Raw genomic sequence first — 25,965 nt, 5'->3', positions numbered from 1 at the left:
AAACGATCGCTACACACCAAACTATCAGTGCACATCAGACTATCGGTGCAAATTAAGGAGCGCTCATGGCTAATATTCTGTTTATCGATAATTTTGATTCTTTCACTTACAACTTGGTCGATCAATTTCGCTCGCTCGGCCACACAGTGACGATTTATCGCAATCACATCGCGGTCGAGGTAATTGAGCAAGCATTAGCACAGTTAGAGCAGCCAATTGTGGTGCTCTCCCCGGGCCCCGGAGCCCCCTCTGACGCAGGTTGCATGCCCGAGCTATTGCAACGCTTAAAAGGTCGCGTGCCACTGATTGGCATCTGTTTAGGTCATCAAGCGATTGTCGAAGCCTACGGCGGTGTGGTGGCGGGTGCAGGTGACATCGTGCACGGAAAAGTGTCGATGATGGAGCACCAAAATCACGCCATTTATCGCGGCCTGCCTTCACCGCTGGCGATTGCACGCTACCACTCGTTAGTCGCCACCCAAGTACCCAGTGCGCTGACGATTACCGCACAAGTCGACGGTTTAGTGATGTCAGTGGTGCATGAAACCGACAAAGTATGTGGCTTACAATTTCATCCGGAATCGATCATGACCACCCACGGTGCCGCGTTACTGGCTAACGTGCTTGGCTGGGCATGCTCTGCCCCACGGCTCGACACTCAATTCGCATAACCGCACAGGGAGAGAATGTTATGCATAACATAATGGACAAACTGTATCAGCAACAAGGGCTAAGCCAACTCGAAAGCCAACAGCTTTTCGACCTAATTATTCGTGGTGAAATCGATCCAATGTTAATGGCCGCCGCGCTGACCGCGCTGAAAATCAAAGGTGAGACACCGGATGAAATTGCCGGAGCGGCCAAAGCGCTACTGGCTAACGCCAATCCATTCCCACGCCCAACATACGATATTGCCGATATTGTCGGCACTGGCGGTGATGGCTCAAACACCATTAACATCTCAACCTCCGCGGCGTTTGTTGCCGCAGCCTGCGGCGTGAAAGTCGTCAAGCACGGCAACCGCGGTGTATCAAGCCAATCCGGATCGTCTGATTTGCTCAGCGCATTTGGCATCAACCTTACCATGAGTGCCGAGCAGTCACGTCAAGCATTGGACGATCTCGGAGTGGCCTTTTTATTTGCTCCTCACTACCATAGTGGCGTGCGCCATGCGATGCCAGTGCGCCAAAGCATGAAAACTCGAACTATTTTCAATATCTTAGGCCCACTGATTAACCCTGCTCGCCCCAACATTCAATTAATGGGTGTGTACAGTCCTGAATTGCTGCGTCCGATTGCACAAACCATGCTACATATGGGCTTGCAGCGCGCCGCCGTGGTACATGGTTCAGGATTAGATGAAGTGGCGATTCATGGAACAACCCAAGTGATAGAGCTTCAGCAGGGCCAATTGATTGAGTACACACTCACCCCACAAGATTTTGGCGTTAACCACTACCCATTAGATGCGATTCGTGGTGGAGGCCCCGCTGAAAATCGTGCCATCATCAGCCAAATTCTAACCGGTAATGGCAGTGACGCGCAGATGGCCGCGGTAGCCGTCAATGTAGCGCTGCTACTGCATTTATGTGGCCAACCCGATCTCAAGGCCAATACCGAGCAAGCACTAGCGGTGATGAAATCGGGCCAAGCGTACGCTTTAGTTCAGCAGTTAGCACAACGAGGTTAAACAGCATGTCCGAACAATTATCTGAGCATATTTCCCAACACACCGCGCAAATGGCGCAAGTGCTGGTCAAAATTGTTAACGACAAATACCAATGGATTGCAGAGCGCAAAGCCAAACAACCTCTGGCTAGTTTTCATCCATTATTAACTCGCTCAGATCGTGATTTTTATCAAGCCTTGAGCGGTGATAACACCGTATTCATTCTCGAATGCAAGAAAGCCTCACCCTCAAAAGGGCTGATCCGAGCTAATTTTGATCTAGATGAAATAGCTTGCGTGTATGACAAGTACGCTGACGCCATTTCTGTCCTCACCGATGAGAAGTATTTCCAAGGTCGTTTTGAATTTTTGCCCCAAGTGCGTGCCCAAGTTAGCCAACCCGTATTGTGCAAAGATTTTATGCTTGATCCATATCAGGTGTATTTGGCGCGCCATTATCAAGCGGATGCGATTTTGCTGATGTTGTCGGTACTCAATGATGATCAATATCGTCAACTGGCGGCGGTGGCCCACGATCTGGGTATGGGAGTGCTCACCGAAGTCAGTAACCAACAAGAACTGAATCGCGCGCTCGCTCTAAACGCGAAAGTCATCGGCATTAATAACCGTAATCTGCGTGATTTAAGCACAGATCTGAATCGCACCAAGCAGTTGGCTCCGCTCATTCCAGCCGGAACTATCATCATTTCTGAATCAGGCATTTACACTCATCAACAGGTGCGTGATTTAGCGACATTTGCCCATGGTTTCTTGATTGGCAGCTCGCTAATGGCGCAAGCGAATCTTGAACTGGCGGTGCGTAAAATAGTGCTCGGTGAACATAAAGTGTGTGGCCTCACTCGTGCGAATGATGCAGCTAAAGCTTACCAAGCTGGTGCCGTGTTTGGCGGATTGATTTTTGTTGAGCAGTCCAAACGCGTTGTCGATGTCGCACAGGCTCGACTGACGATGTGCGGTGCACCACTACACTATGTAGGGGTGTTTCAAAATCATCCCGCGGCACAAGTCGCTGATATCGCGAGCCAACTTGGCTTATTTGCGGTGCAACTGCACGGTGAGGAAAATGCACAATATGTGCGCGAACTGCGTGCTACCCTGCCCGCTTCGATTGAAATTTGGAAAGCGTATGGGGTCAGTGATACTTTGCCTCAGTTACTCACAGAATCGATCGACCGTCATCTGCTCGATGCCCAAATCGGCGCGCAAAGCGGCGGTACAGGGCACAGTTTTGATTGGCGTTTACTGCCTCAACATCACGACCTGATGCTCGCTGGTGGTTTGAGTGCTGAGAATGTTGCTCAAGCAGCACAACTTGGCTGCCGTGGGCTGGATTTTAATTCTGGGGTAGAAAGCGCTCCCGGCCAAAAAGATGCCAACAAGCTGCAACAGGTTTTTCAACAGTTACGGAATTATTAGATGATCAGCATGGCAACATGCATAAAAAAGGAATGTAAGCATGGCTAAGTTAAACGCCTATTTTGGCGAATTTGGTGGACAGTTTGTACCACAGATTTTGGTTCCAGCGCTCGATCAGTTGGAACAAGCCTTTATTGATGCCCAGCAAGATGAAAACTTTCGCGCTGAGTTTATGGCGCTACTGCAAGAGTACGCGGGACGGCCGACGGCGCTAACCCTCACTCGCAATATTACCCAAGGTACCAAGACCAAACTCTATTTAAAGCGCGAAGATTTGCTACACGGCGGCGCGCACAAAACCAACCAAGTTCTCGGTCAAGCTTTGTTGGCTAAGCGCATGGGTAAAGATGAAATCATCGCCGAAACAGGAGCTGGCCAACATGGGGTTGCCACCGCCTTAGCTTGCGCCTTACTCGGTTTAAAATGTCGAATTTACATGGGTGCCAAAGATGTGGAGCGCCAAAGTCCAAATGTGTTTCGGATGCGTTTGATGGGCGCAACCGTGATCCCGGTGCATTCCGGCTCTGCCACGCTAAAAGATGCCTGTAACGAAGCACTGCGTGACTGGTCAGCTAGCTACCAAACCGCACATTATCTGCTTGGCACTGCAGCGGGACCGCACCCATTCCCCACTATCGTGCGTGAATTTCAGCGCATGATTGGTGAAGAGACCAAACATCAGATCCTCGCTCGGGAAGGTCGTTTGCCCGATGCGGTGATCGCCTGTGTCGGTGGTGGCTCTAACGCAATTGGCATGTTTGCTGATTTCATCGAAGAAAAATCGGTACGTTTAATTGGAATAGAACCAGCAGGCAAAGGGATCGAAACCCATCAGCATGGTGCACCACTCAAACATGGTAAAACCGGCATTTTCTTTGGTATGAAAGCTCCCTTAATGCAAGATAGTGATGGGCAAATTGAAGAGTCTTACTCGATCTCGGCTGGACTCGATTTCCCATCAGTCGGCCCGCAACATGCTCACCTACACGCGATCGGCCGCGCCGAATATGACAGTATTACCGATGATCAAGCGCTCGACGCTTTCCAAGTTTTGGCACGCCGAGAAGGCATTATCCCAGCACTAGAATCCTCTCACGCTTTAGCCTATGCAATTAAAATGGCCTATGCCGAGCCAGATAAAGAGCAATTGTTAGTGGTTAACCTATCGGGGCGTGGCGATAAAGATATCTTCACCGTACATAAATTACTTGAAGAGCGAGGAGCACTGTAATGAACCGTTACCAAGCCCTATTCCAACGTCTAGCAGCCGCGCAGCAAGGCGCGTTTGTCCCCTTTGTCACCATTGGTGATCCTAACCCTGCGCAATCACTGGCGATTATGCAAACCCTGATCGATTCGGGAGCCGATGCACTTGAACTTGGCATGCCATTTTCCGATCCGTTGGCAGATGGTCCGACGATCCAAGGGGCCAACTTACGCGCACTAGCCGCCAATACTACGCCTGATGTCTGCTTTGAGCTGATTGCACAAATCCGCGCTCGTAACCCTGAGACACCGATTGGGTTATTGATGTATGCCAATTTGGTCTACGCCCGTGGTATCGAAAATTTTTATCAGCGTTGCCAAAAAGCTGGGGTGGATTCAGTGCTGATTGCCGATGTACCCACCAATGAAAGTCAGCCGTTCGTCGCCGCCGCAGAGAAGTTTGGCATCCAGCCGATCTTTATTGCTCCCCCCACCGCCAGTGATGCAACCCTACAAGCCGTAGCGCAACTGGGTAAAGGTTACACTTATTTGCTGTCGCGCTCCGGCGTGACCGGAGCAGAAACCAAAGCCAATATGCCGGTTCACACCATGCTGGAGCGTTTACAACAATTTGCTGCGCCACCCGCACTACTGGGCTTTGGTATATCGGAGCCAGCACAAGTCAAGCAAGCGCTTGAGGCAGGTGCTGCGGGAGCGATATCTGGATCGGCGGTGGTGAAAATCATTGCCCACCATTTAGATAATCCAAGCCAACAATTAGTCGAATTAGCACACTTTACCCAAGCGATGAAACAGGCTACCTATCTATCGCTAAGCTAAGCCTGCTCGACAACGCTTAATGATTTGCACCACCATCTTTTGCGGCGTGTCGCCCTGATACGCCGCATCATTTCATTAACAATTCGTCATCCACCAAGCGCATCAAAAACCACCTCACAAGTCAATAGCAAACGTTTACCTTGCTTATAAAACGCTAAATCTCTCGCTTTTTACTCGACGACAGACAAATCACTCGCGGCACTTATTGCCAAATGTAAATATTGAGTGTAAAAAACAAGAGCAAAATTTTTGCCCATTTAGCGACATAACACTAGTGGTCAATACTAGGAATGTATAATTAATTAGCACAGAGGTTACGGAAGTGTTAAACACAAAGAATTTACTAAACAACATCGGCGTACAAGTTGTCATCGCCATGCTCGTCGGTACCGTGGTCGGCGCGGCCATGGGTCACGAAGCAACCTTGTTTGCTCCCTTAGGCGCAATTTTTATTAATCTGATCAAAATGCTGGTTATCCCTTTAGTTGCTGTCGCGCTGATTTCTGGCGCAGCTGGACTAGGTGATAGCCATGCGGCAGGCAAAGTGGGTGCCGTTACCTTAAGTTATTTTGCCTTCACCTCAGCCGCCGCCGTTGCGCTCGCCCTAGTGATGGGTGAACTGTTCCAACCTGGCGTAGGTATTGATGTATCTGGGGTGGAAAGCATGTTTTCTGCCGAATACGCCGCCCAAGGTGAGCTGCCCACTTTCTGGGCGACCGTGATTGGTATGATCCCAACCAACGTGTTCCAATCACTCAATGAAGCCAATATCCTGCAAATCTTAGTCTTCTGCCTGTTTTTGGGTATTGCACTATCTAAGCAAGCCAAAGAAAAACGCGAACCGGTACTCAACGCAGTGAACACTGTGGTTGATGCGATGGTATGGATGATCAATAAAGTCATGATCATTGCACCGATTGGTGTATTTGGTCTAATGGCCGATGCGGTCGGCACTTTCGGTTTCAGCGCGCTCATGGTGGTGTTCAAACTGTTTGTGGTTTATGTCGCAGCGATTGCTATTTTCGGCTTTGTGGCTTACCCACTGATGATCCAATTGTTTAGCAAAACGTCGGCGAAAAAATTCCTCCAAGCGATGAAAAAACCACAAGCGGTTGCGCTGTCAACCGCATCATCGATGGCGACTCTGCCAGTCACTATGGATACAGTGAAAAATGAACTCGGAGTACGTAACTCCACCGCGTCCTTTGTACTGCCATTGGGTGCGACCATCAACATGTCGGGCAACGCGATTTACTACGGCTTAGTCGCAATTTTCTTTGCTCAATTGTTCAATATTGATTTAGGCATTGGTGCTTACATCGCGATCATCGTCACCGCAACATTAGGTGCAGTAGGTCAAGCCGGCGTTCCTGGGCCATCATTCTTGGTGGTTGCGGTACTCTTAGCCGCTGGTATTCCGATTGAAGGTCTACCACTGCTGTTCGCTCTCGACCGTATCTTCGACATGATCCGTACTGCACTCAATATCACGGGTGATGCGGCTTGTGCGGTGATTGTGGATGCCATCATCGAAGAAGAGCCAAGCACTGAATACCAAAATCGCGAAGCTTAATTATTGATGTGAAATTTAGCGATGCATGTGCAACTTAACTATCGATTGTCCCTTCAGTTGGGCTGCACTTCATTAAGCTAGCGATAAAATATTGCAATAGAAAAAGCCAGACTCTTGTCTGGCTTTTTAAGGTTTTAAGGCTATAAAATCAACGGCCTAATGCTTGCTTATAGTGCAGACGGCAAGCAGATAGATATTTATCATTGCCACCAATCGCGACTTGATCCCCTTCACTAATCGCTTTGCCATCTTGATCAGTGCGGATCACCATATTGGCTTTACGACCACAATGACAGATGGTTTTCAGCTCGATCAATTTATCTGCCCATGCCAGCAGATATTGGCTGCCTTCAAACAACTCGCCAAGAAAATCGGTGCGCAAGCCATAACACAGCACCGGAATATCCAATTTATCCACCACTTCGGTCAATTGGTAAACTTGCTGTTTCGAGAGAAATTGGCACTCATCCATTAACACACAATGGCGCGGCTCGATTTGGTGTAACTGAGAAATCACTTGGAAAAGATCGGTGTCGGCTTGGAAAAGCTGGGCTTCGGCTTCCAGCCCAATTCGAGAACTCACTTTACCAATCCCAAACCGATCATCAATCGCCGCGGTAAAAATCAATGGGTTCATGCCGCGCTCTTGGTAGTTAAACGCCGACTGCAATAAGGTGGTTGATTTACCCGCGTTCATTGCCGAGTAATAAAAATACATCTGAGCCAAAGCAAAAATCCTGTCTTAACATCTTACTCTCTGCGCTATCGTGCTGCGCAGGTCAATCGGCCACCGACTTACATAAAGTGAAATCGGTGACAACTACTCAAACGACTTGATGTTGCAGGTAGGCGGCAAGTAAGCGATTCCACATCAGCATAGATAAACTATGCGATTGGGGTGAGCGAACGTAGCCAACACCACTGCAACTTCAAGTAGGAAGAGTATAAAAAAGGGTGGCTAATGCCACCCTTCGCAAGGCGTTGCTTACGCGTTGTCTTTGGCCAGCTTAACCGCAATCGCTAACTCTTCCAATGCCGCAGGATTAGCCACACTCGGTGCATCGGTCATCAAACAAGCGGCAGCCGTGGTTTTCGGGAACGCGATAACATCACGGATATTTTCGGTGCCACACAATAGCATCACCAGACGATCCAGACCAAAGGCCAGACCGGCATGTGGTGGAGTACCAAACTTCAGCGCATCCAGTAGGAAGCCAAACTTGAGGGTTTGCTCTTCTGGTGTAATACCCAAAATATCAAATACCGCGGCTTGCATGTCTGCATTATGGATACGCACCGAGCCACCACCGACTTCATAGCCGTTTAACACCATATCATAAGCGTTGGACAGCGCCTCTTCTGGGTTAGCTTTCAACTGCTCAGGTGTTAAGTTGAGTGGCGAAGTGAATGGGTGGTGCATGGCCGCCATATTACCTTGGTCATCACCTTCAAACATTGGGAAATCAACTACCCACAGTGGTGCCCAAGCCGATTCATTGGTGATACCCAACTCTTTACCAGCTTTCAAACGCAGTGCGCCGAGCGCTTCCGCCACCACTTTGGCAGAATCAGCACCAAATAGAATAATATCGCCGGTTTGCGCTTGAGTGCGCTCGATGATGGCTTGGATGATCTCTGCGGTGAGGAATTTCGCCACTGGCGATTGAATCCCTTCCATACCAGCCGCCAGATCATTGACTTTCAACCATGCCAAGCCTTTCGCGCCATAGATAGCGACAAATGCGGTGTACTCATCAATTTGCTTACGAGTCAGCGCTGCACCACCCGGGATACGCAGTGCCGCCACGCGACCTTTAGGATCGTTAGCCGGAGCAGAGAAGACTTTAAACTCAACCTCTTTCAGCAAATCAGCCACATCCACCAGTTCCATCGGGTTACGCAGATCCGGTTTGTCAGAGCCAAAACGACGCATCGCTTCGCTGTACGGCATGATTGGGAAATCGCCGAGATCAACATTGAGCAGTTCAAGCCACATTTCACGGATCATCTGCTCGGTCACAGCACGCACTTGCTCAGCGCTCATGAATGAGGTTTCAATATCGATCTGAGTAAATTCAGGTTGACGGTCAGCACGCAAATCTTCGTCACGGAAACATTTGACGATTTGGTAGTAACGATCGAAGCCCGACATCATCAGCAACTGCTTAAACAGCTGTGGCGATTGTGGCAAGGCATAGAAACTGCCTTTGTGTACCCGGCTCGGCACTAAGTAATCACGCGCGCCTTCTGGGGTCGCTTTGGTCAATACTGGCGTTTCGATATCCAGAAAATTGTGGTTATCAAGGAAACGGCGCACAAAGCTTGAGGCTTTGGCACGCAGTTTGATGCGATCACTCATCTCAGGGCGACGCAGATCCAAGTAACGGTACTTAAGGCGCTGCTCTTCAGAGTTCTTTTGATTGAAATCGAGCGGTAGCACCTCTGAGCGGTTAATGATCTCAAGGCTACGTGCCAATAGTTCTACTTCACCGGTTGCCATATCTTGATTAATTTGGCTTTCAGGACGAGCGCGCACTTCACCCGTCAATTTGATACAAAATTCACCACGCAATTGGTTAGCAACGGCAAATACATCCGCCATATCGGGATCCACTACGACCTGAACAATACCTTCGCGATCTCGCATATCAATGAAGATCAGACCGCCTAAATCACGGCGGCGATTAACCCAACCGCACAGTTCTACAGTTTGTCCTACCAAGGACTTGTTCAGGTGACCACAATAATGGCTACGCATAGTGAATTTCCCAATTTCAATTAGTCATCAAATCTAACCCGAAAAAGCCATGCTGTGCTTGACAGACGACCATTTCAGCAAAGGTCCATTTATACGCCGAAAGGGATCTAAGATCGACCTTCCAGCGTACAATTTATTGTCTTTTCTTATCCCTTGCTGCTTTTTAAAGCAATAATGCCGCCAACGAAACCGTAAACGCGGATCGGAAGGGAAAATAGCCGCTGATTATAGCGCTAAAATCAATGATTCTTCAAAACTCTCGTGCAGAGGATTGAGGCAAAGGGTTTTCCCTCTGGCTGGGTTGGCGAGATTTCTGGCTAAATAAAGATGCGTAATGACAGGCGCGGCAATTTTGCATAAAATACGCGCCTTTTATTGTTCCTGCTGCGTTGGCACAGGTTTAGACGCTGTAATGAGGTCGGCATGAATCCCAAAGATACGCTGTTTTCTGCTCCAATCGATAAGATTGGCGATTTCACCTTTGACGAGCGGGTCGCCGAAGTCTTTCCGGATATGATCCAACGCTCGGTTCCAGGCTACAGCAACATTATTTCTGCGATTGGTATGCTGGCTGAACGCTTTGTTAAGCCGCATTCGCAAATTTATGATTTGGGCTGTTCACTCGGTGCGGCCACGCTTTCTATGCGTCGCCATATTCACCAAGAAGGCTGCCAAATTATTGCGGTCGATAACTCGGCGGCGATGGTAGAACGCTGTCAACGCCACCTCAATGCTTATCGCTCAGACACTCCGGTGCAGGTGATTAAGGCGGATATTCGCGATATTACGATTGAAAATGCCTCGGTGGTGGTGCTGAACTTTACCTTACAGTTTCTGGCCGCAGATGATCGTTACGCGCTACTTGAAAAAATTTATGCCGGATTGCGCCCTGGCGGTATTTTGATCTTGTCAGAAAAATTTGTGTTCACCGATCAAGAAGCGCATGAACTATTGATTGATTTGCACCACGATTTCAAGCGCGCCAACGGTTACAGCGAGTTAGAAATTAGCCAAAAACGCAGCGCGATTGAAAATGTGATGCGTCCAGATTCGATCCAGACCCATAAACAACGCTTGGCTAAATTGGGTTTCTCCAGCTTTGAAGTCTGGTTTCAGTGTTTTAACTTTGGTTCGATGTTTGCCATTAAATAGTGCCATCGTTATACCCAAACCACTTGGAGTTGCAGGCAGGCGGCAAGTGAGTGAGTCCCGATGCGCATAGACAAACTATGTGATTGGGGTGAACCAACCTAGCCAACACCGCTGCTTCAAGTCGGAAGGGGATACAGAGCGTAGACATTACATCATTTGGTTACTTGAGCGACTCTCTGCGCCAAGCTCCAGCCATAACCTTTGCAGAGAGCATCGTGTAGGTATTAAGCTCCATGTTCAATTTCGCCAACGTTTATCAACAGATCGCGCAACATCCTAAATTGCAGCCGTGGCTCAACACCTTGCCTCAGCAATTGACCGATTGGCAAGCTCAGCCGCATGGTGATCTGGATCGCTGGATACGCAATCTCAACAAAATTCCAGTGGGTCAACCAGAGGTGATGGATTTACAAACCGCGGTGAGCGTGCATAACCATCAGCCGCTCACTCTCGGCGAGCAGAAAAAACTTGAAGCGGTGCTGAAAACCTTTCATCCGTGGCGCAAGGGTCCTTATCATTTACACGGGATCCATATTGATACTGAATGGCGTTCAGACTGGAAGTGGGATCGCCTCCTACCACATATTTCGCCCCTGAAACATCGTTTGGTGTTGGATGTCGGCTGCGGCAATGGCTATCACATGTGGCGCATGCTCGGTGCCGGAGCCGAACAAGTGTTTGGCATCGACCCTTCAGAGCTATTTTTAATCCAGTTTGAAGCGGTACGTAAACTGCTAGGCGATGATCAGCGAGTACACCTTTTGCCACTCGGCATTGAGCAATTGCCTGAATTGAATGCCTTTGATACGGTATTTAGCATGGGAGTGCTTTACCATCGTCGTTCACCGCTGGATCACTTACTGCAACTGAAAAACCAGTTAACCTCTGGGGGCGAGTTAATCCTCGAAACCTTAGTGGTCGAGGGGGATGAGCAAACCGTTTTGGTGCCGTTTGATCGCTACGCGCAAATGCGCAATGTGTTCTTTTTTCCATCAGCACTCGCTTTAAAAGTGTGGTTAGAAAAAACCGGTTTTATCGATGTGCGTATTGTCGATGAAAACGTCACTTCAGTAGGTGAACAGCGTACCACCGAGTGGATGAATCACAATTCACTGCCCGATTACCTCGACCCACAAGATCCAAGTCAAACTATTGAAGGCTACCCAGCACCTCGCCGTGCCATTTTGATTGCTAAAAAACCATAATTGACACAGTATTAACTCGTTGATTTGGGTATCACATTACCCTTACCCGCCCAAGGATGCTCAACGCATCCTTGGTTCGTATTATCTGTACATTGATTAGACAATAAATAAGGTCGCATATGTTTAAGCGAATTGCACCCTTTGCCGCATTGAGTCTGCTTTCTGGCTGTACCCTTACTAGTGGCGAGCAATACCATCAAGCCACTCTCGCCGCGATTCAAAGCTCCGAAACCAATTTGACCCAAACCATCACCCAGTTAGAATCGCAAATGGGTCTCCAAAACCAATATATTGAAAATCTTGAACTGCAAATCAATGAGCTGAAAACGCAAGTCAGCCAAATTAAATTGCCGCCGCCAGCGCCAAAACGAACGCCAGTCGCCAAACCCGCGAATCAACCGAATACCATATCCACCACCCCACTACACGACGTCGTACTTGGCGAAATTGAAAGTGTAACCATTGAGACCATCAAACAGAGCTTTGATGCGCGAATCGATACTGGTGCCGCAACCTCCTCTCTGAACGCGGTCGATATTGAAGAGTTTGAACGCAATGGCAAAAACTGGGTGCGTTTCCACCTCGCCGATGAGAAAACCCCAAAAACTGACAGTAACTGGATTGAAGCGCCAGTATTGCGTTATGTGCGAATTCGTCAATCGACCAATGAAAGCACCGAGCGCCGTGCGGTGGTTGAACTGTGGGTTAAACTCGGTTCGATCCATGAGAAAGCCCAATTTACCCTCGCTGACCGAACCCAAATGACCAATCCCGTACTACTCGGTCGCGAGTTTATCCGTGATATCGCGGTTGTCGATGTCAGTCGTAAGTATATTCATGGTGAAAACAAATAGGCGCAGCAATGACTTCGAAAATCCCTTTTTATATTTCTGTGTTGCTACTGTTTACGGTGGGCATCACGCTCAGTCTCTTACGCCATCAAGATTATGGCGTACCTTGGGTCCCTGGCGAAACTCGCCAAGTATGGGATATTGAAGCGCGAATTGAATTTGCCGCACAAGGCAAAGAAGCGAAGGTCTCGTTAGCCGCTCCGCTAACCCAAGAAGGCTACACACTGATCAATGAAACCGCTTCATCACCTGGTTATGGCATCTCTTACCTCAACACCGATTCAGGACGCCGAGTCGAGTGGTCGATTCGTCAAGCCAGCGGCCCACAAACCATCTACTATAAAGCGCAGTTTTTGGTTGACCCACAATCCAAAGCGCTACAAATCCCCCCGACTCAAGAGATCGTCAAACCGACGTTTGATGGGCCTGAAGAATCCGCGGCGATCGCATTGATTGCCAATGCAACTCAACGTTCAGCCGATCACATCACTTTTGCTCGCGAGTTAATTAAAGGGCTCAATGATGCCGAAAGCCAAAATGCCTCGCTACTGCTCAATAAAATGAGCAAAGTGGAAGCGGCGCAAAAACTGCTGTCATACGCGCAAGTGCCCAATAAAGTGGTCGGGGTGATCCAGTTGGAAGATGGCCGCCGCCGCCAAACCATTCAGCATATGAATGAGGTATGGGACGGCAGTGCGTGGATGTTGTTTAACCCAGAAACGGGCACCCAACCGACTCACCCTAATCTATTAGTTTGGGATGAATCAAACGTTTCACTGCTCGATGTAGTCGGTGGTCAAAACAGCCAAGTCATGTTCAGTATGCTGGCGCAAACGGTAGCACCACAACAAGCCACCAACAGTAAAGTCGAAGCCGATGGTCTACTGAATTTATCGATTCATAGCTTGCCACTGGAAGAGCAAGCGATGTTCAAAACCATCATGTTGATCCCGATTGGTGCATTGATTGTGGTGTTTCTACGCGTGATTGTCGGACTCAAAACCTCTGGCACTTTCATGCCAGTGTTGATCGCGGTTGCCTTTGTACAAACTCAACTCACCACTGGGATTGTTGGCTTTTTGCTGATTGTCGGCACCGGGCTGATTATTCGCAGTTACCTTTCCAAGCTTAATTTGTTGCTGGTTGCCCGGATTTCGGCGGTGATCATCACGGTAATTTTGATTATTTCGGTGTTTACCGTGATGGCGTTTAAACTTGGGCTCACCGAAGGCTTAACCATCACGTTCTTCCCGATGATTATTTTGTCGTGGACCATTGAACGAATGTCGATCCTATGGGAAGAAGAAGGAGCAAAAGAGGTCCTATTACAAGGTGGCGGCTCACTGTTCACTTCGATTTTGATCTACTTAGCCATGACCAACGCCTATGTACAGCACTTAACCTTTAACTTCATTGGCTTACAATTGGTGGTGTTAGCGGCGATCTTGCTGCTCGGCACTTATACTGGCTATCGGATTTCTGAACTCCGCCGCTTCAAACCCTTGGTGGAGGAGAAATAATGTGGTTTTCATTTTCACTCTCGGACTATACCTCCCCTTTTAAGTTACGCCGTAAAGGGATTATGGGCATGAATAAGCGTAATCACGCTTATATTGGCCGTTATAATGACCGTTCTAAATACCCATTAGTGGATGATAAACTCCAGACTAAACTGATTGCCCAACGGGCCGGATGTACCGTACCCAAATTGATTGGTGTGATCACCAATCAAGCGGAAGTTCCACGCATTCATCAAATGGTCAAAAACTGGCCTGGCTTTGTAATTAAGCCAGCACGTGGCAGTGGCGGCAAAGGCATTTTGGTGGTGACTTCACATCAAGATGGGGTTTATACCAAACCCTCCGGTGCTACCATCAATCAGCAAGATGTCGAACGGCATATCAGTAATGCGTTAGCCGGATTGTTCTCGCTGGGCGGCAAAAATGATGTAGCACTGGTCGAAAATCTGATCCAGTTTGATGACTGTTTTGAAGGCTTTAGCTACGAAGGGGTGCCAGATGTGCGAATTATCGTATTTAAAGGCTACCCTGTGATGGCGATGATGCGTCTTTCCACCTCGGTTTCCGATGGTAAAGCGAATTTGCACCAAGGTGCGGTTGGGGTTGGTCTTGATATTGCCACTGGTAAAGCGGTACGCGCAGTGCAATTTAATAAGCCCGTGACCCATCATCCGGATACCGGCAAATTGCTTTCAACCTTAGTCGTACCCCAGTGGGAACGGTTACTCACCTTAGCCGCCAGCGCTTGGGAAATGACCGGTTTAGGTTATATCGGCACCGATATGGTACTGGATAAAACCGAAGGCCCGATGGTACTGGAACTCAATGCTCGGCCGGGGCTCGCCATTCAAATTGCCAATGGCGCAGGTTTACTGCCTCGTCTGCAACATATCGAAAACTTAGGCTCTTCGTTGATTTACCCAACACCGGCTGAACGTGTCGCTTATTCGGTGCGTAAATTTGCGGTTCAATCGCTTGATTAACCCAACTCTGAGTACACAACCCGCCACCTTCTTAGTCATGAAGGGATACTTTTAGTCACTAAGAAGGTGGTGGGGCGCGTTCAAGCAATCAAACAATTAATCAAATAATAAATAAGCCTCTCCCGCCAGCTCAGCGCGACGAATCGTGGTGCCAAATACCGCTTGCAGGATTGCTGGCTGCAATACTTCATTAGCCTGACCCGCACGATGGAGCACGCCATTACCGAGCAGTAATACCTGATCAGCGTGGCGCAAGGTCCGATTAAGATCATGATTAGCCATGACAACGGTTAAGCCCTGCTCGGCCATGTGCGCGATTAAGCGATATAACAAACTCTCTTGCGCAATATCAAGTGCTGCGGCGGGCTCATCCCAGATCAAAAGCCGTGCGGCCGAATTTAAACGCGGCGCAACCTGTAAACAGCTGCCTGCTAAACGCACTCGCTGCCACTCACCGCCCGAGAGCTGATGAATCGAACGATGCAGTTTATCGTCAATATCGAGCAGGCGGCTGATCTGCTCAATTTCACCAGCAACCTCAGGACTGTCGATCGTCATCCCTGCTGGGATCGACAGCGCTAGATATTGAAATACCTGCAATTGAAAGCTGGGTTTATCATTTTGTGCCAGATAAGCGCGATAGCGTGCCAATTCCGCTAAGCTGGCATTGCCGACGGACAGCCCATCAATCTGAATTGAACCCGCAAAAGGGATCATACCGGCTAAGGCGGCAAGCAAGGTACTTTTACCACTGCCATTAGGGCCAACCACATGCCAAATTTCACCGGCGTTAATGTGCAGTGAAAGTGGCAATAGACGAGCATCAACCTGCAAACTTTCAACACGAATCATGATTTTTTACCAACATCCAGATAAAAATCGGCGCACCTAAAGTGGTCGTGACCACCCCGAGCGGCAATTCACCACTGCTCAATGCCAAACGCGCCACTAAATCGGCACTGATCAGTAACAACGCGCCACACAATGCCGACATCGGCAGTAGTAAACGATTTTCTGAGCCAAGGGTTAAGCGCAGTAAATGCGGCACCACCAAACCAACAAAACCGATCACGCCCCCGAGCGCAACGGCCGCGCCAATCAGTAAGGCAATCGCAAGAATTAACCGCCAGCGGATACGATGAATATCCACCCCTAACTGCTTGGCATGCCCTTCGCCAAGCATCAGTTTATCCAATACGCCACCTTGGAGCGCAAGCCACACCAGCACCGGAAGTGCAAGCAAGGAGAGTAAATGTTGATACCAACTCACCCCCGCGACACTGCCCATTAACCAGTACATTAATTGGCGCAAACCTAAATCATCACTAAAGTAGAATGCCCAAGTCACCACCGCGCCAGATAAAATCCCTAATGCCACCCCGACTAACAGTAATCTCGCGGTGGTGAGGCGCAGTTTGCGCGCCATGCTCACTAACAGCAAAGTAAACAGTAGCGCCCCGCACACCGCAGCGAGCATAAACGCCAGCGGCGAATTTAACGTTGGGAAAAATAGCAGCAAGATCACCATCGCCACACTGGCACCACCGGAAACCCCAATCACGCCCGGTTCAGCCAGCACATTACCAAGTAGGACTTGTAACGTCGCACCAGCGATAGCCAAACAGCCGCCGATCACTGCCGCTGCTAATAAACGAGGTAAGCGCAGTTGCCATACCAATTGCTGCTCTAAAGGCGACCAAGTAGAAAATGGCGATAGCCACAGCTCGCCCACCAGCAGATAAACCGTACACAGCACGAAAAGAAATCCGCATAGCCAATAACCGCTGCGTCGCCAGCGCTGGTGTTTTTGTTGGAGTAATCGATGAAAATCCATCTTGTCATTCATAGCAAAAAGAATGGCCTAACCTTACCGTTAAGCCATTTAAATAGAAAGGAGTTCATACCAAGGTATTCATCAAGATCAAACGATGGGTCAGTCGTACACCAGTTGGTCATCCTCATAACGCGCATTTACTTTGCAAACCATCAATGCTGCCGCTTGACCGATCGCCACATGAGGATCAGGGAACACAATCGCCTCCCCTTCATTTTTAGCCATCAAGGGTTTATCCCCATCATAACCAAACACTTCACCGTGCATAAACGTGGTGAAATTCTCGACATTCTCATTAAATCGAAAAGTAAAGTTTTCATGCAAACGCACAATCGTGCGACTCACGCGATACATCACCGTTTTGCGTGGCAAATGCTCAGGGGCGTGGCGTGCTATCAGATCACGCACGGCTAAATCAAATGCGACCAACTTGTGCAACGAATGCTCACCTAAACGCGTGACCTGCCCTAACTCTAAAGTCAATGCTTGCGCGGCAAATTGCTCGGCTGAATAGCAGCTAAAACGGTTAGAAGGTGCATTAGATAACATGACCGCATCAATATGAGCGTGCTCGATAAACTGCAGCAAACGGCGACTGCGCACTGCATGACGCGACTTAGGGCTGATAGCAAAGGAATAGTGCTTCGAGTCGCGACTGGCACATTGCAGATCAAAATGCCAACGCGAGCTAGGCTCTGTCCCTTGAAAAAATGACTTAAGCCGCGCCTTTAACGTTTCGGCAATCGCCAGTTCGCAGCTCGCGGCGTGTGCTTGTTCATCAAATAATTGATTAAGATCCTGATCAATAAAGCGCACCTGACGTTGAATGGCCAGTGGATGGGCCAAGATAAACAGGCAGCGCTCCGTCACCACTTGAAATCCACTCTGAATATCTTCCAGCCATTTATCCATCAGCTCGATCGGAGCGGCATCATCGCCATGTAGTGCAGCGCAGATCACAATGTGCTGAGTCTGTTGATCCTGCTCGGCCGGGATCACTTCCAACACGCCAGGTTGATGCAGTTGCAAGGTCACACCTTGTGCCGTCGTCACTGACTGCGCCAGCATCGGATGATCAACATCTAAGCTGTCGAGAAGAAAAGATTGGCGAAAGAGGGATTTCGTCATGCGCTACTCCTTTATTGCACAGCGGTATGTTAAGAAATCGTGCGAGCAATTTATGCCAAGGCGATCCCACTTATCACTCACGATTGACGATCGATTGATGAAAACAAGCGCTAGCCGATCCTTTTTATAATCAGCAAGATGGCTGCGACAAGGTGACAAATTCTAGCATTTATCAAGGGTGACACTCTATATTCAACCGGCTTTATAATGGCTGACTAAGCGGGCTACCGATCCGATTGACACACACCACTGGTGGCTCGCCGCGATACACCGTCAGTTCAGTCACCGATTGATAAGGAATATTGAGTCGACTGTACCAGTGAGGATTGCGCCAATCGACACCTAACACTTGAGCCAAAATCAAGCGGATAGTACCAGCATGGCAGATAATCAGCGTATCGCGGTCTAATTGAGCTAGCCATTGCAGCCATGCTTGGGTGACACGTTGATAAGCGTCGGCTAACGATTCAGCTTGCGGCAAAGTATGCTGAGCCGGATCTTGCCAAAAAGCTTCCAATAATGGCCATGCACTGGCTAATTGGCTAAAACTCTGACCATCAAACTGGCCAAAATTGAGCTCTTGCAGTTGGGGATCGAAATCGAGACGGATCTCTGGACGAGCTTGTTGAATGTGTTGTGCTAACTCGGCACAGCGGCGTAAAGGCGAGCTGATCACCCGAGCAAAAGGTAACGCCACCACCTGCGCGGCAATTTGCTGCTGCACTGAACCGGGCACTGCGACATCGGTCACTCCATTCAACGCAGCGACGCCTTCCGTTTTACCATGGCGCAGCAACCAAATTCGAATCATGGTTGGCTCACTCCTCTTTTAAACGCTGGGGCAATCCCGCCACCACAAAAGTCACCGCATTGGCTAACGCGGCAATTTTCTGATTCATCCAGCCAGCATGATCGACAAACAGGCGCGTCAATTCCCCCATCGGCACCACACCCATCCCCACTTCATTACTGACCAATATAATTTTCGCTGGACTGTGTGCCAAAGCCGCCAGTAATTGCTCAATCTGCTGTTCTAATAACGCATGAGTCAACGTGGCTTGATACTCAAACAGCACATTGTTGAGCCACAAGGTCAAACAATCCACCAGCACCACATCGTCGGCGGTAAATTGCAACAAAACCTCCGCGAGCTTGAGCGGTACTTCATGCTCAACCCACTCAGCCGTACGCCGAGCTTGATGATGCGCAATACGCGCACTCATTTCAGCATCTAGGGCGGTGGCGGTCGCCACATAATGCAAAGTGGCCGAGTGCGAATGCGCCGTTTGCCGAGCTAACTGCTCGGCGTAGCCAGATTTGCCACTGCGCGCGCCACCTAAAATCAAATGCACACTCATCTCGCCTCCTAAATCAGCCACTCGTGCTGCAAGAAAGCCAGCAATATTAAATAGATGCTAATTTCCATCAATTGCTGTGCCGCACCGAGACAATCGCCAGTAAAACCGCCTAACCGTTTAAGTAGCCAGTGGCGAAACAACAGGCGAAAAACCAAGCTAAATGCAATCATGCTCCAGATCACTGGCCAAGAGAACCACAGCAATACTACCAATGCACTCAATACTAATATCGCCACATCACTAGCCGACTGCTGCTGAGCCAGTGGTTTACTTTTACTGCTGTCAGTATCCGAAACATACGGTGTATTGTGGATCAGTGAAGCCGCTACTGTGCGGCTTAAGGTATAAGCCAGCAGCCAAACCGGGGTTAAAGCGGTCAAATCCGCCAACTCAGTCAGCAGTACATATTTACCCAGCAATACCATCAATAGCGCACTGGCTCCGTATGTCCCAATCCGGCTATCTTTCATGATCGCTAAACGACGTTCAGTAGTCATCCCGCCGCCAACACCGTCCGCCATATCGGCTAAACCATCTTCATGGAATGCTCCCGTCAGCAATAGGCTGAAAACGATGGTTAGAAACACACTAATATTGGTTGAAAAAAGTTGCGTCGCCAGAGAATAAATCACGGCGCACAGCCCACCTAACAGCAATCCAACCAAAGCAAAATAACGCCCAGCCTGATTCATTCGCTGACTGCTATAGGGCAAATTTACGGGTACTGGTAAGCGTGAAAAAAAACTCACTGCCAGCAAAAAAAGTTCCAGTTGATAACGAAAGATAGCTGCCATTACACCGTCACTCCCGCGTCAGCAAAACTGGCCATATGGTTATAAAACTCCACCGCCGCACGCACTAGACTCAGCGCCAGCACGGCGCCGGTACCTTCACCTAAGCGTAAGCCTAAATCAAGCAGTGGCTCAGCGCCGAGTAATTGCAATACCGCCCGATGACCCGTTTCTTGCGAACTGTGGGCAAACAACAAATAATCACGCAGGTTCGGCTCAATTAAGGTCGCTACATAAGCTGCTACCGTAACAATAAAACCATCCATCAATACAGGGGTTTGCTTTTGATAAGCGCCAAGAAAAGCCCCCACCATCTGTACAATTTCGAAGCCACCAACTTGGCATAACACCTCGTGGGGTGACGCCCCTAAACAGCGGCTAGCGCCTTCGCCGACCAACTGCAATTTGCGCTTAAACTGAGCATCGCTAATTCCAGTTCCACGTCCGACACACACCTCAAGTGGTAGCCCAGAAAGTGCCGCCAAAATCGCCGCCGCGCTACTGGTATTGCCAATGCCCATTTCACCAAACATCAATACGTTACAACCCGCAGCCACTTCACGCTCAATCAAGGCGTTACCAAGTTCTAACCCGATTGCCACTTGCTGCGCACTCATCGCCGCTTGTTCCGCAAAATTGTGCGTACCGGCACCAAGACGCTGTTCAATCAAAGCAGGATGGGCAGGCTGCTCGCGCAAAATGCCACAATCAACCACCCGTAACGCGGCTTGCTCGGTTCGACAAAAACAGTTGATCGCAGCGCCACCGGCAAGGAAATTACTCACCATTTGCTCGGTCACCGCACTCGGTGCAATACTGACCCCTTGCGCCGCAATACCGTGATCGGCGGCAAACACCAACACGGTCGGTTGGCAAATTTCAAGCTGGGTGACCACATGCGGCTTATTTTGACTTTGGATTAAAGCCAGTTGATGAGCAACGCGTTCAAGTTGACCTAACGCACCAAGCGGTTTGGTTTTTTGATCAATCCGTTGTTGGATTTCGGCGCTGAATGAGCGATCTAGCATGTGGGTGTCCTTACGTCTTTTTGAGGCATGAGAAAGAGTTGGCACAGTCTACTCGCTCTACACCACAAAGCCAAAACCTTCACATGCTTTAACTGACCAGCACGTCCCAATCAATTAGCCATCAACGACGTCGATTGATTGCGCAAGTTGCTCTCGGATAATGCATTTGGGGGCTAGTTTTATTGCGACTCATGAGTCAATCGCTCACAAAAACACCACCAATCACACAAAGTGCGTGCAGACTGATTTGAGATTAATCAAATCTCGATGTTTGATAACGATTAGTTATAACACATGATTTTTTCTGCGTTTATTTTTGTGATAGTGATCGCTATATTGCTGACAAGTGTTCTCATTTAGGATGGTGGCGTTGAGCTTGATCAAGCATGCCATCCCTGCCAATAAGGATTATATGATGTCGGTGATTACTCTCGCTGCGCTGGTGATTTTCGCAGGTTTATTGCTGTTTCTGTTTGGGCTGCAAAAAAAATCAGCCACTCTTTCTCGTCAAGTTTTATTCGGTTTAATGCTTGGTAGTGCCTTTGGTTTGGCTCTACAAGTAATTCTAGGTGAAGGCCATTTGGCCATTCAAGAGACTCTGTCTTGGATTGGCATTGTCGGCGATGGCTATGTCGGTTTGCTGAAAATGGTCATCATGCCACTGGTGCTGGTTTCGATGATTTCGGCGGTGGTACGCCTAGATAAAAATGGTTCACTTGGCAAAATTTCTGGTTTAACGATTGGTATTTTGCTGATCACCACAGCGATTTCAGCCTTGATCGGTATTGTGATCACCCAAGCTTTCGGCCTAACCGCTGAAGGGCTGATTACCGGTAGTCGTGAAACCGCGCGGATTGCCGTTTTAGAAAGCCGCGTATCCAGTGTGGCGGATCTCACCATTCCACAACTGCTGGTCAGCTTTATACCCACCAACCCGTTTGCCGATTTAACCGGTGCGCGTTCGACGTCTATTATCGCGGTGGTGATCTTTGGAGTGCTGACCGGTATTGCGGCACGTAAAGTGATTGCCGATAAACAAGAGCTCGCCACCCCAATTCGTACTTTTGTCGAAGCGGCACAAGCGATTGTGATGCGTCTAGTGAAAATGATCATGGCGCTGACCCCTTACGGGATTGCCGCACTAATGGCTAAAGTAGTGGCGACATCCAGTGCGGCAGATATTCTCAGTCTGCTCGGCTTTATCGTCGCCTCCTATGTGGCGATTGCACTGATGTTTGTGGTACATGGCCTACTGGTCGGGCTGGTTGGCGTCAACCCAACGGTTTACTTTAAAAACATCTGGCCAGTGCTGACCTTCGCGTTCACCTCACGCAGTTCAGCTGCGACCATTCCACTTAATGTGGAAGCACAAATCACCAAACTGAACGTGCCACCCGCGATTGCGAACCTTTCTGCGTCATTTGGTGCCACAATTGGTCAAAATGGCTGTGCTGGGATTTATCCTGCCATGTTGGCGGTAATGGTCGCCCCAACCGTAGGCATCAACCCACTTGATATTCATTTTATGCTATCACTGATCGCGATGATCACCATTAGCTCATTTGGTATCGCTGGGGTCGGTGGCGGTGCAACCTTCGCCGCTCTGATTGTGTTGCCAGCCATGGGCTTACCAGTAACGATTGCCGCGCTGCTGATCTCTATCGAACCGCTGATTGATATGGCGCGTACTGCACTTAACGTCTCTGGCTCGATGACCGCAGGCACAGTCACTAGCCGTTTGCTCAAGCAAACCACGTCAAGTGAGCCACAAACTCAACAAGCCTAAATTGCCCTTCTATTCAAGCCGATGCCCTGCATCGGCTTTTTGATGATAAAAAACCACAAATCCGCCGCAAGCCCCGAGCAGCAATTGCTATGTCAGAGACAGGATGGTCTAATAACCGCACCTTTCGCGATTTGGTCAGCCACATGCAGCAAGAACACCAACCCACTTTTTTCTTCCTCGATTATGAGACTTGGGGAGTTAATCCCGCGCAAGATCGTCCTAGTCAGTTTGCCGGTGTTCGAACCGATATGGATTTCAACATCATTGGCGAGCCGCTGGTAATTTACTGTCAATTGCCGAATGATTATTTACCTGGCCCAGAAGCGGCGCTGATCACTGGCATTACCCCACAAACCGCTAACCAGCAAGGTTTGCCTGAACCGGAATTTATTGCACGGATCCACGCGGAGCTCTCCACGCCAAATACCATTAGCCTTGGCTATAACAGCATCCGTTTTGATGATGAAGTGACTCGCTATACTTGCTATCGCAACTTTATTGACCCTTATGCCTGGAGCTGGCAGCACGGTAACTCGCGCTGGGATCTGCTTGATGTGATGCGCGCTTGTCACGCATTGCGCCCAGATGGGATCGTCTGGCCGGAAAATGAGCAAGGCTTTACCAGCTTTAAGTTGGAGCACCTTTCAGTGGCCAATGGCATAGAACACAGCAACGCGCACGATGCAATGGCCGATGTGCTGGCCACCATTGAGTTGGCCAAAAAAATTAAAGCGGCCCAGCCGAAGCTGTTTGAGTATTTTTTCACCATGCGCCACAAGCGTAAACTGACCGAATTGATTGATATTGTAAATCAAACTCCACTGATGCATGTTTCCGGCATGCTGGGGCGTGAGCGTCAATACACCAGTTGGATTGTGCCGATTGCTTGGCATCCCACCAACCAAAATGCAGTCATTGTGGTCGATTTGGCCAAAGATCCTCAGCCACTCTTCGATCTGGATGCGGAAACCTTGCACGATCGTCTTTATACTCGTTATGAAGATTTAGCCGCCGATGAACAGCCAGTGCCGGTGAAACTGGTGCATCTTAATAAGTGCCCAATCCTCGCGCCGGCCAAAACCCTAACCGCAGAGAATGCCGAGCAGATCGGTATTGATCGCGCCCAATGTCTGGCCCATTTGCAGTTGATCCGTCAGCATCCTGAAATTCGTGAAAAATTGGTCAACGTATTTAGTCAATCACGGGAGTTTAGCCAAGCACAAGATGTGGATAGCCAGCTGTACGATGGATTCTTCTCACCCGCCGATCGCGCCGCAATGGAGATCATCCGCACCACCGACCCCGACTATCTCGCTAGTTTAGCGATTCGCGTGGCCGATAAACGCATCGAGCCCCTGCTCTTTCGCTATCGCGCACGCCATTATCCACAAACGTTAAATGATAGTGAACAACGTCGCTGGGCAGCACATTGCCGCGACTATTTCGAACGCCATCTTGAGAGTTATATGCTTAATTTGGAAAACTTAGTTCTTGAACATCAAGCTGACCAAAAGAAAATGGCAATTCTAAAATCGGTTTACCATTACGTTGAACGACTGGCTTATTAACTTAACGTTTATTTTTTACTTGCTGATGTGAACCATGCTGAAAACAATCGCGCAATACGTGGTCTCGATGGGACTGATTTTCCTCTGTCTGCTTGCCGGCGTCCATTTACAAACTTGGCTCGGCATTGCTATTCCTAGCAGTATCTTAGGCTTACTGATTTTATTTGCTCTGATGGCCAGCGGCTTAGTGCCGGTAGAATGGGTTAAACCGAGTGCCAGCTTATTTATTCGCTATATGATCCTGCTGTTCGTGCCGATCAGCGTTGGTTTAATGGTACATTTCGATACTTTAGTCGCCAATATCGCTCCAATTTTAGCCGGTGCGATTGGTGGCACATTATTGGTGATGGTCACGCTAGGTCTGCTACTCGATCGTCTACTCAAGAAGGGAAAAAAATCATGTGGTTGATTGTCACCCTACTGGTCTTTTTTAGCGCGCGCTGGGTAGCGCAAAAATGCAATACACCATTAGCCAATCCGTTACTGATCAGCATTGGTCTGCTGATCCCGTTGTTGACTTATCTTGATGTGCCGTTTGACACCTACTACGCCGACAACCAGTGGCTGAGTTATTTACTGCAACCGGCCGTGGTGGCTTTGGCATACCCACTGTATGAGCAGCTACCACAAATTCGCGCCAACTGGCGAATTATCACCTTTGCCTGTGGCGTAGGCAGTGTGATGTCGATGATCACCACCAGTGTGATTGCAGTTAGTATGGGCGCAGATAGTCAACTGATCGCCGCATTAATGGGCAAATCGGTCACCACTCCGATCGCGATGGAAGTGACTCGTCAATTAGGGGGCGAGCCGGCTATTGCGGCCATTTTAGTGCTTCTGGTTGGGTTATTTGGCGCAATCCTCGCTTATCCGATTTACCAACTGCTCAACATTACTCACCCGATTGCTAAGGGGCTGACCATGGGCACGGTATCACACGCGTTAGGTACCGCGAGCTGCGCAGAAAAAGATCCGCGTGATGCCGCCTTTAGCTCATTGGCACTGGTGGTATGCGGCATTATTACTTCGCTATTAGCCCCAAGCCTGTTTGCTTTGGCTCTGTGGTTGCAATAGATCTGTGGTTGCAACAAAACTCTCGTTGCGATAGCACTGGCTAATAACACCGATCGCTAACTAGGGTTAGCAACCAAATACCCGCCCACAACGTTCGTGAATCGACCTCATTCGCGTGACCTCACTCTAATAATGTAATTATTGGTAAAATTACATTATTAGGTGTGACTTTTATCACCTTATTAAATCTGATATTGCCTAAAAT

At 49.0% G+C, this 25,965-nt stretch carries 24 protein-coding genes; 15 read left to right on the top strand and 9 right to left on the bottom strand.

Translation table 11 applies throughout. From position 1 onward, the window contains the following. Positions 1–65 precede the first annotated feature (65 nt). The 6 genes from OOK74_RS05185 to OOK74_RS05160 all read left to right on the top strand — a co-directional run bounded on the left by OOK74_RS05185 (position 66) and on the right by OOK74_RS05160 (position 6,724). Positions 66–671, top strand: a complete 606-nt coding sequence (locus OOK74_RS05185) for an aminodeoxychorismate/anthranilate synthase component II (protein ID WP_274721975.1) — start codon at positions 66–68, stop codon at positions 669–671. A 20-nt stretch (positions 672–691) separates the two neighbouring features. Then, entirely contained in the window at positions 692–1,690 is a 999-nt protein-coding gene (trpD, locus tag OOK74_RS05180; protein WP_274721976.1) for an anthranilate phosphoribosyltransferase, read from the top strand. Between the two features lie 5 nt (positions 1,691–1,695). Next, positions 1,696–3,105 carry a bifunctional indole-3-glycerol-phosphate synthase TrpC/phosphoribosylanthranilate isomerase TrpF gene (gene trpCF, locus OOK74_RS05175; protein ID WP_274721977.1) on the top strand — a complete coding sequence of 470 codons (1,410 nt, stop codon included), beginning with the start codon at positions 1,696–1,698 and terminating at the stop codon, positions 3,103–3,105. A 40-nt stretch (positions 3,106–3,145) separates the two neighbouring features. After that, the gene (trpB, locus tag OOK74_RS05170) at positions 3,146–4,336 is read left to right on the top strand and encodes a tryptophan synthase subunit beta (RefSeq protein WP_274721978.1); all 1,191 of its coding nucleotides are present in this window, start codon (positions 3,146–3,148) and stop codon (positions 4,334–4,336) included. Continuing rightward, complete coding sequence (trpA, locus tag OOK74_RS05165; RefSeq protein ID WP_274721979.1) at positions 4,336–5,151, top strand: tryptophan synthase subunit alpha; 816 nt, start codon at positions 4,336–4,338, stop codon at positions 5,149–5,151. The genes trpB and trpA overlap by 1 nt, the downstream gene beginning before the upstream one ends. A 301-nt stretch (positions 5,152–5,452) precedes the next feature. Then, on the top strand, positions 5,453–6,724 hold the full coding sequence (locus OOK74_RS05160; protein WP_406707961.1) for a dicarboxylate/amino acid:cation symporter: 1,272 nt from the start codon (positions 5,453–5,455) through the stop codon (positions 6,722–6,724). Positions 6,725–6,872: 148 nt separating this feature from the next. On the opposite strand, the gene OOK74_RS05155 is transcribed toward OOK74_RS05160, so the two are convergent. Next, a complete protein-coding gene (locus tag OOK74_RS05155) occupies positions 6,873–7,451 on the bottom strand; it encodes a thymidine kinase (RefSeq protein ID WP_274721980.1) in 579 nt (192 codons plus the stop codon). Positions 7,452–7,709: 258 nt separating this feature from the next. Next, complete coding sequence (aspS, locus tag OOK74_RS05150; RefSeq protein ID WP_274721981.1) at positions 7,710–9,482, bottom strand: aspartate--tRNA ligase; 1,773 nt, start codon at positions 9,480–9,482, stop codon at positions 7,710–7,712. Positions 9,483–9,905: 423 nt separating this feature from the next. Between aspS and cmoA the strand changes: the two genes are divergently transcribed. The 5 genes from cmoA to OOK74_RS05125 all read left to right on the top strand — a co-directional run bounded on the left by cmoA (position 9,906) and on the right by OOK74_RS05125 (position 15,193). After that, complete coding sequence (gene cmoA, locus OOK74_RS05145; RefSeq protein ID WP_274721982.1) at positions 9,906–10,634, top strand: carboxy-S-adenosyl-L-methionine synthase CmoA; 729 nt, start codon at positions 9,906–9,908, stop codon at positions 10,632–10,634. Between the two features lie 233 nt (positions 10,635–10,867). Beyond that, positions 10,868–11,839, top strand: a complete 972-nt coding sequence (gene cmoB, locus OOK74_RS05140; protein ID WP_274721983.1) for a tRNA 5-methoxyuridine(34)/uridine 5-oxyacetic acid(34) synthase CmoB — start codon at positions 10,868–10,870, stop codon at positions 11,837–11,839. A gap of 119 nt (positions 11,840–11,958) precedes the next feature. Then, positions 11,959–12,693, top strand: a complete 735-nt coding sequence (locus tag OOK74_RS05135) for an ATP-dependent zinc protease family protein (RefSeq protein WP_278183213.1) — start codon at positions 11,959–11,961, stop codon at positions 12,691–12,693. A gap of 8 nt (positions 12,694–12,701) precedes the next feature. Further along, positions 12,702–14,210: an inactive transglutaminase family protein gene (locus OOK74_RS05130; RefSeq protein WP_274721985.1), complete on the top strand. Its 1,509-nt coding sequence runs from the start codon at positions 12,702–12,704 to the stop codon at positions 14,208–14,210. Continuing rightward, positions 14,210–15,193: an alpha-L-glutamate ligase-like protein gene (locus OOK74_RS05125; RefSeq protein WP_274721986.1), complete on the top strand. Its 984-nt coding sequence runs from the start codon at positions 14,210–14,212 to the stop codon at positions 15,191–15,193. The genes OOK74_RS05130 and OOK74_RS05125 overlap by 1 nt, the downstream gene beginning before the upstream one ends. Positions 15,194–15,289: 96 nt before the next feature. On the opposite strand, the gene btuD is transcribed toward OOK74_RS05125, so the two are convergent. The 7 genes from btuD to cobT form a co-directional block, all read right to left on the bottom strand. Beyond that, entirely contained in the window at positions 15,290–16,045 is a 756-nt protein-coding gene (gene btuD, locus OOK74_RS05120) for a vitamin B12 ABC transporter ATP-binding protein BtuD (protein ID WP_274721987.1), read from the bottom strand. Continuing rightward, entirely contained in the window at positions 16,032–17,027 is a 996-nt protein-coding gene (btuC, locus tag OOK74_RS05115; RefSeq protein ID WP_274721988.1) for a vitamin B12 ABC transporter permease BtuC, read from the bottom strand. Before btuC ends, btuD begins: the two co-directional genes overlap by 14 nt. A gap of 99 nt (positions 17,028–17,126) precedes the next feature. After that, entirely contained in the window at positions 17,127–18,155 is a 1,029-nt protein-coding gene (locus OOK74_RS05110) for a succinylglutamate desuccinylase (RefSeq protein ID WP_274721989.1), read from the bottom strand. 202 nt (positions 18,156–18,357) lie between these two features. After that, a complete protein-coding gene (locus OOK74_RS05105; RefSeq protein ID WP_274721990.1) occupies positions 18,358–18,966 on the bottom strand; it encodes a histidine phosphatase family protein in 609 nt (202 codons plus the stop codon). Positions 18,967–18,973: 7 nt separating this feature from the next. Next, complete coding sequence (gene cobU / locus OOK74_RS05100; protein ID WP_274721991.1) at positions 18,974–19,513, bottom strand: bifunctional adenosylcobinamide kinase/adenosylcobinamide-phosphate guanylyltransferase; 540 nt, start codon at positions 19,511–19,513, stop codon at positions 18,974–18,976. Positions 19,514–19,521: 8 nt separating this feature from the next. Then, positions 19,522–20,307 (bottom strand): adenosylcobinamide-GDP ribazoletransferase, encoded by a 786-nt coding sequence (locus OOK74_RS05095; RefSeq protein ID WP_274721992.1) that lies wholly within the window; start codon positions 20,305–20,307, stop codon positions 19,522–19,524. Next, positions 20,307–21,332, bottom strand: a complete 1,026-nt coding sequence (gene cobT / locus OOK74_RS05090; protein WP_274721993.1) for a nicotinate-nucleotide--dimethylbenzimidazole phosphoribosyltransferase — start codon at positions 21,330–21,332, stop codon at positions 20,307–20,309. Before cobT ends, OOK74_RS05095 begins: the two co-directional genes overlap by 1 nt. A gap of 415 nt (positions 21,333–21,747) precedes the next feature. Between cobT and OOK74_RS05085 the strand changes: the two genes are divergently transcribed. The 4 genes from OOK74_RS05085 to OOK74_RS05070 all read left to right on the top strand — a co-directional run bounded on the left by OOK74_RS05085 (position 21,748) and on the right by OOK74_RS05070 (position 25,760). Then, positions 21,748–23,118 (top strand): L-cystine transporter, encoded by a 1,371-nt coding sequence (locus OOK74_RS05085; RefSeq protein WP_274721994.1) that lies wholly within the window; start codon positions 21,748–21,750, stop codon positions 23,116–23,118. A 143-nt stretch (positions 23,119–23,261) separates the two neighbouring features. Beyond that, the gene (sbcB, locus tag OOK74_RS05080) at positions 23,262–24,686 is read left to right on the top strand and encodes an exodeoxyribonuclease I (RefSeq protein WP_274722107.1); all 1,425 of its coding nucleotides are present in this window, start codon (positions 23,262–23,264) and stop codon (positions 24,684–24,686) included. A 34-nt stretch (positions 24,687–24,720) separates the two neighbouring features. Continuing rightward, positions 24,721–25,095: a CidA/LrgA family protein gene (locus OOK74_RS05075; RefSeq protein WP_166013138.1), complete on the top strand. Its 375-nt coding sequence runs from the start codon at positions 24,721–24,723 to the stop codon at positions 25,093–25,095. Next, a complete protein-coding gene (locus OOK74_RS05070) occupies positions 25,086–25,760 on the top strand; it encodes a CidB/LrgB family autolysis modulator (RefSeq protein ID WP_274721995.1) in 675 nt (224 codons plus the stop codon). The genes OOK74_RS05075 and OOK74_RS05070 overlap by 10 nt, the downstream gene beginning before the upstream one ends. Positions 25,761–25,965: the final 205 nt, after the last annotated feature.

The organism is Vibrio misgurnus (genome assembly GCF_029635775.1).
Lineage (GTDB): Bacteria > Pseudomonadota > Gammaproteobacteria > Enterobacterales > Vibrionaceae > Vibrio > Vibrio chanodichtyis.
This window is presented reverse-complemented; position numbering and strand designations above follow the sequence as displayed.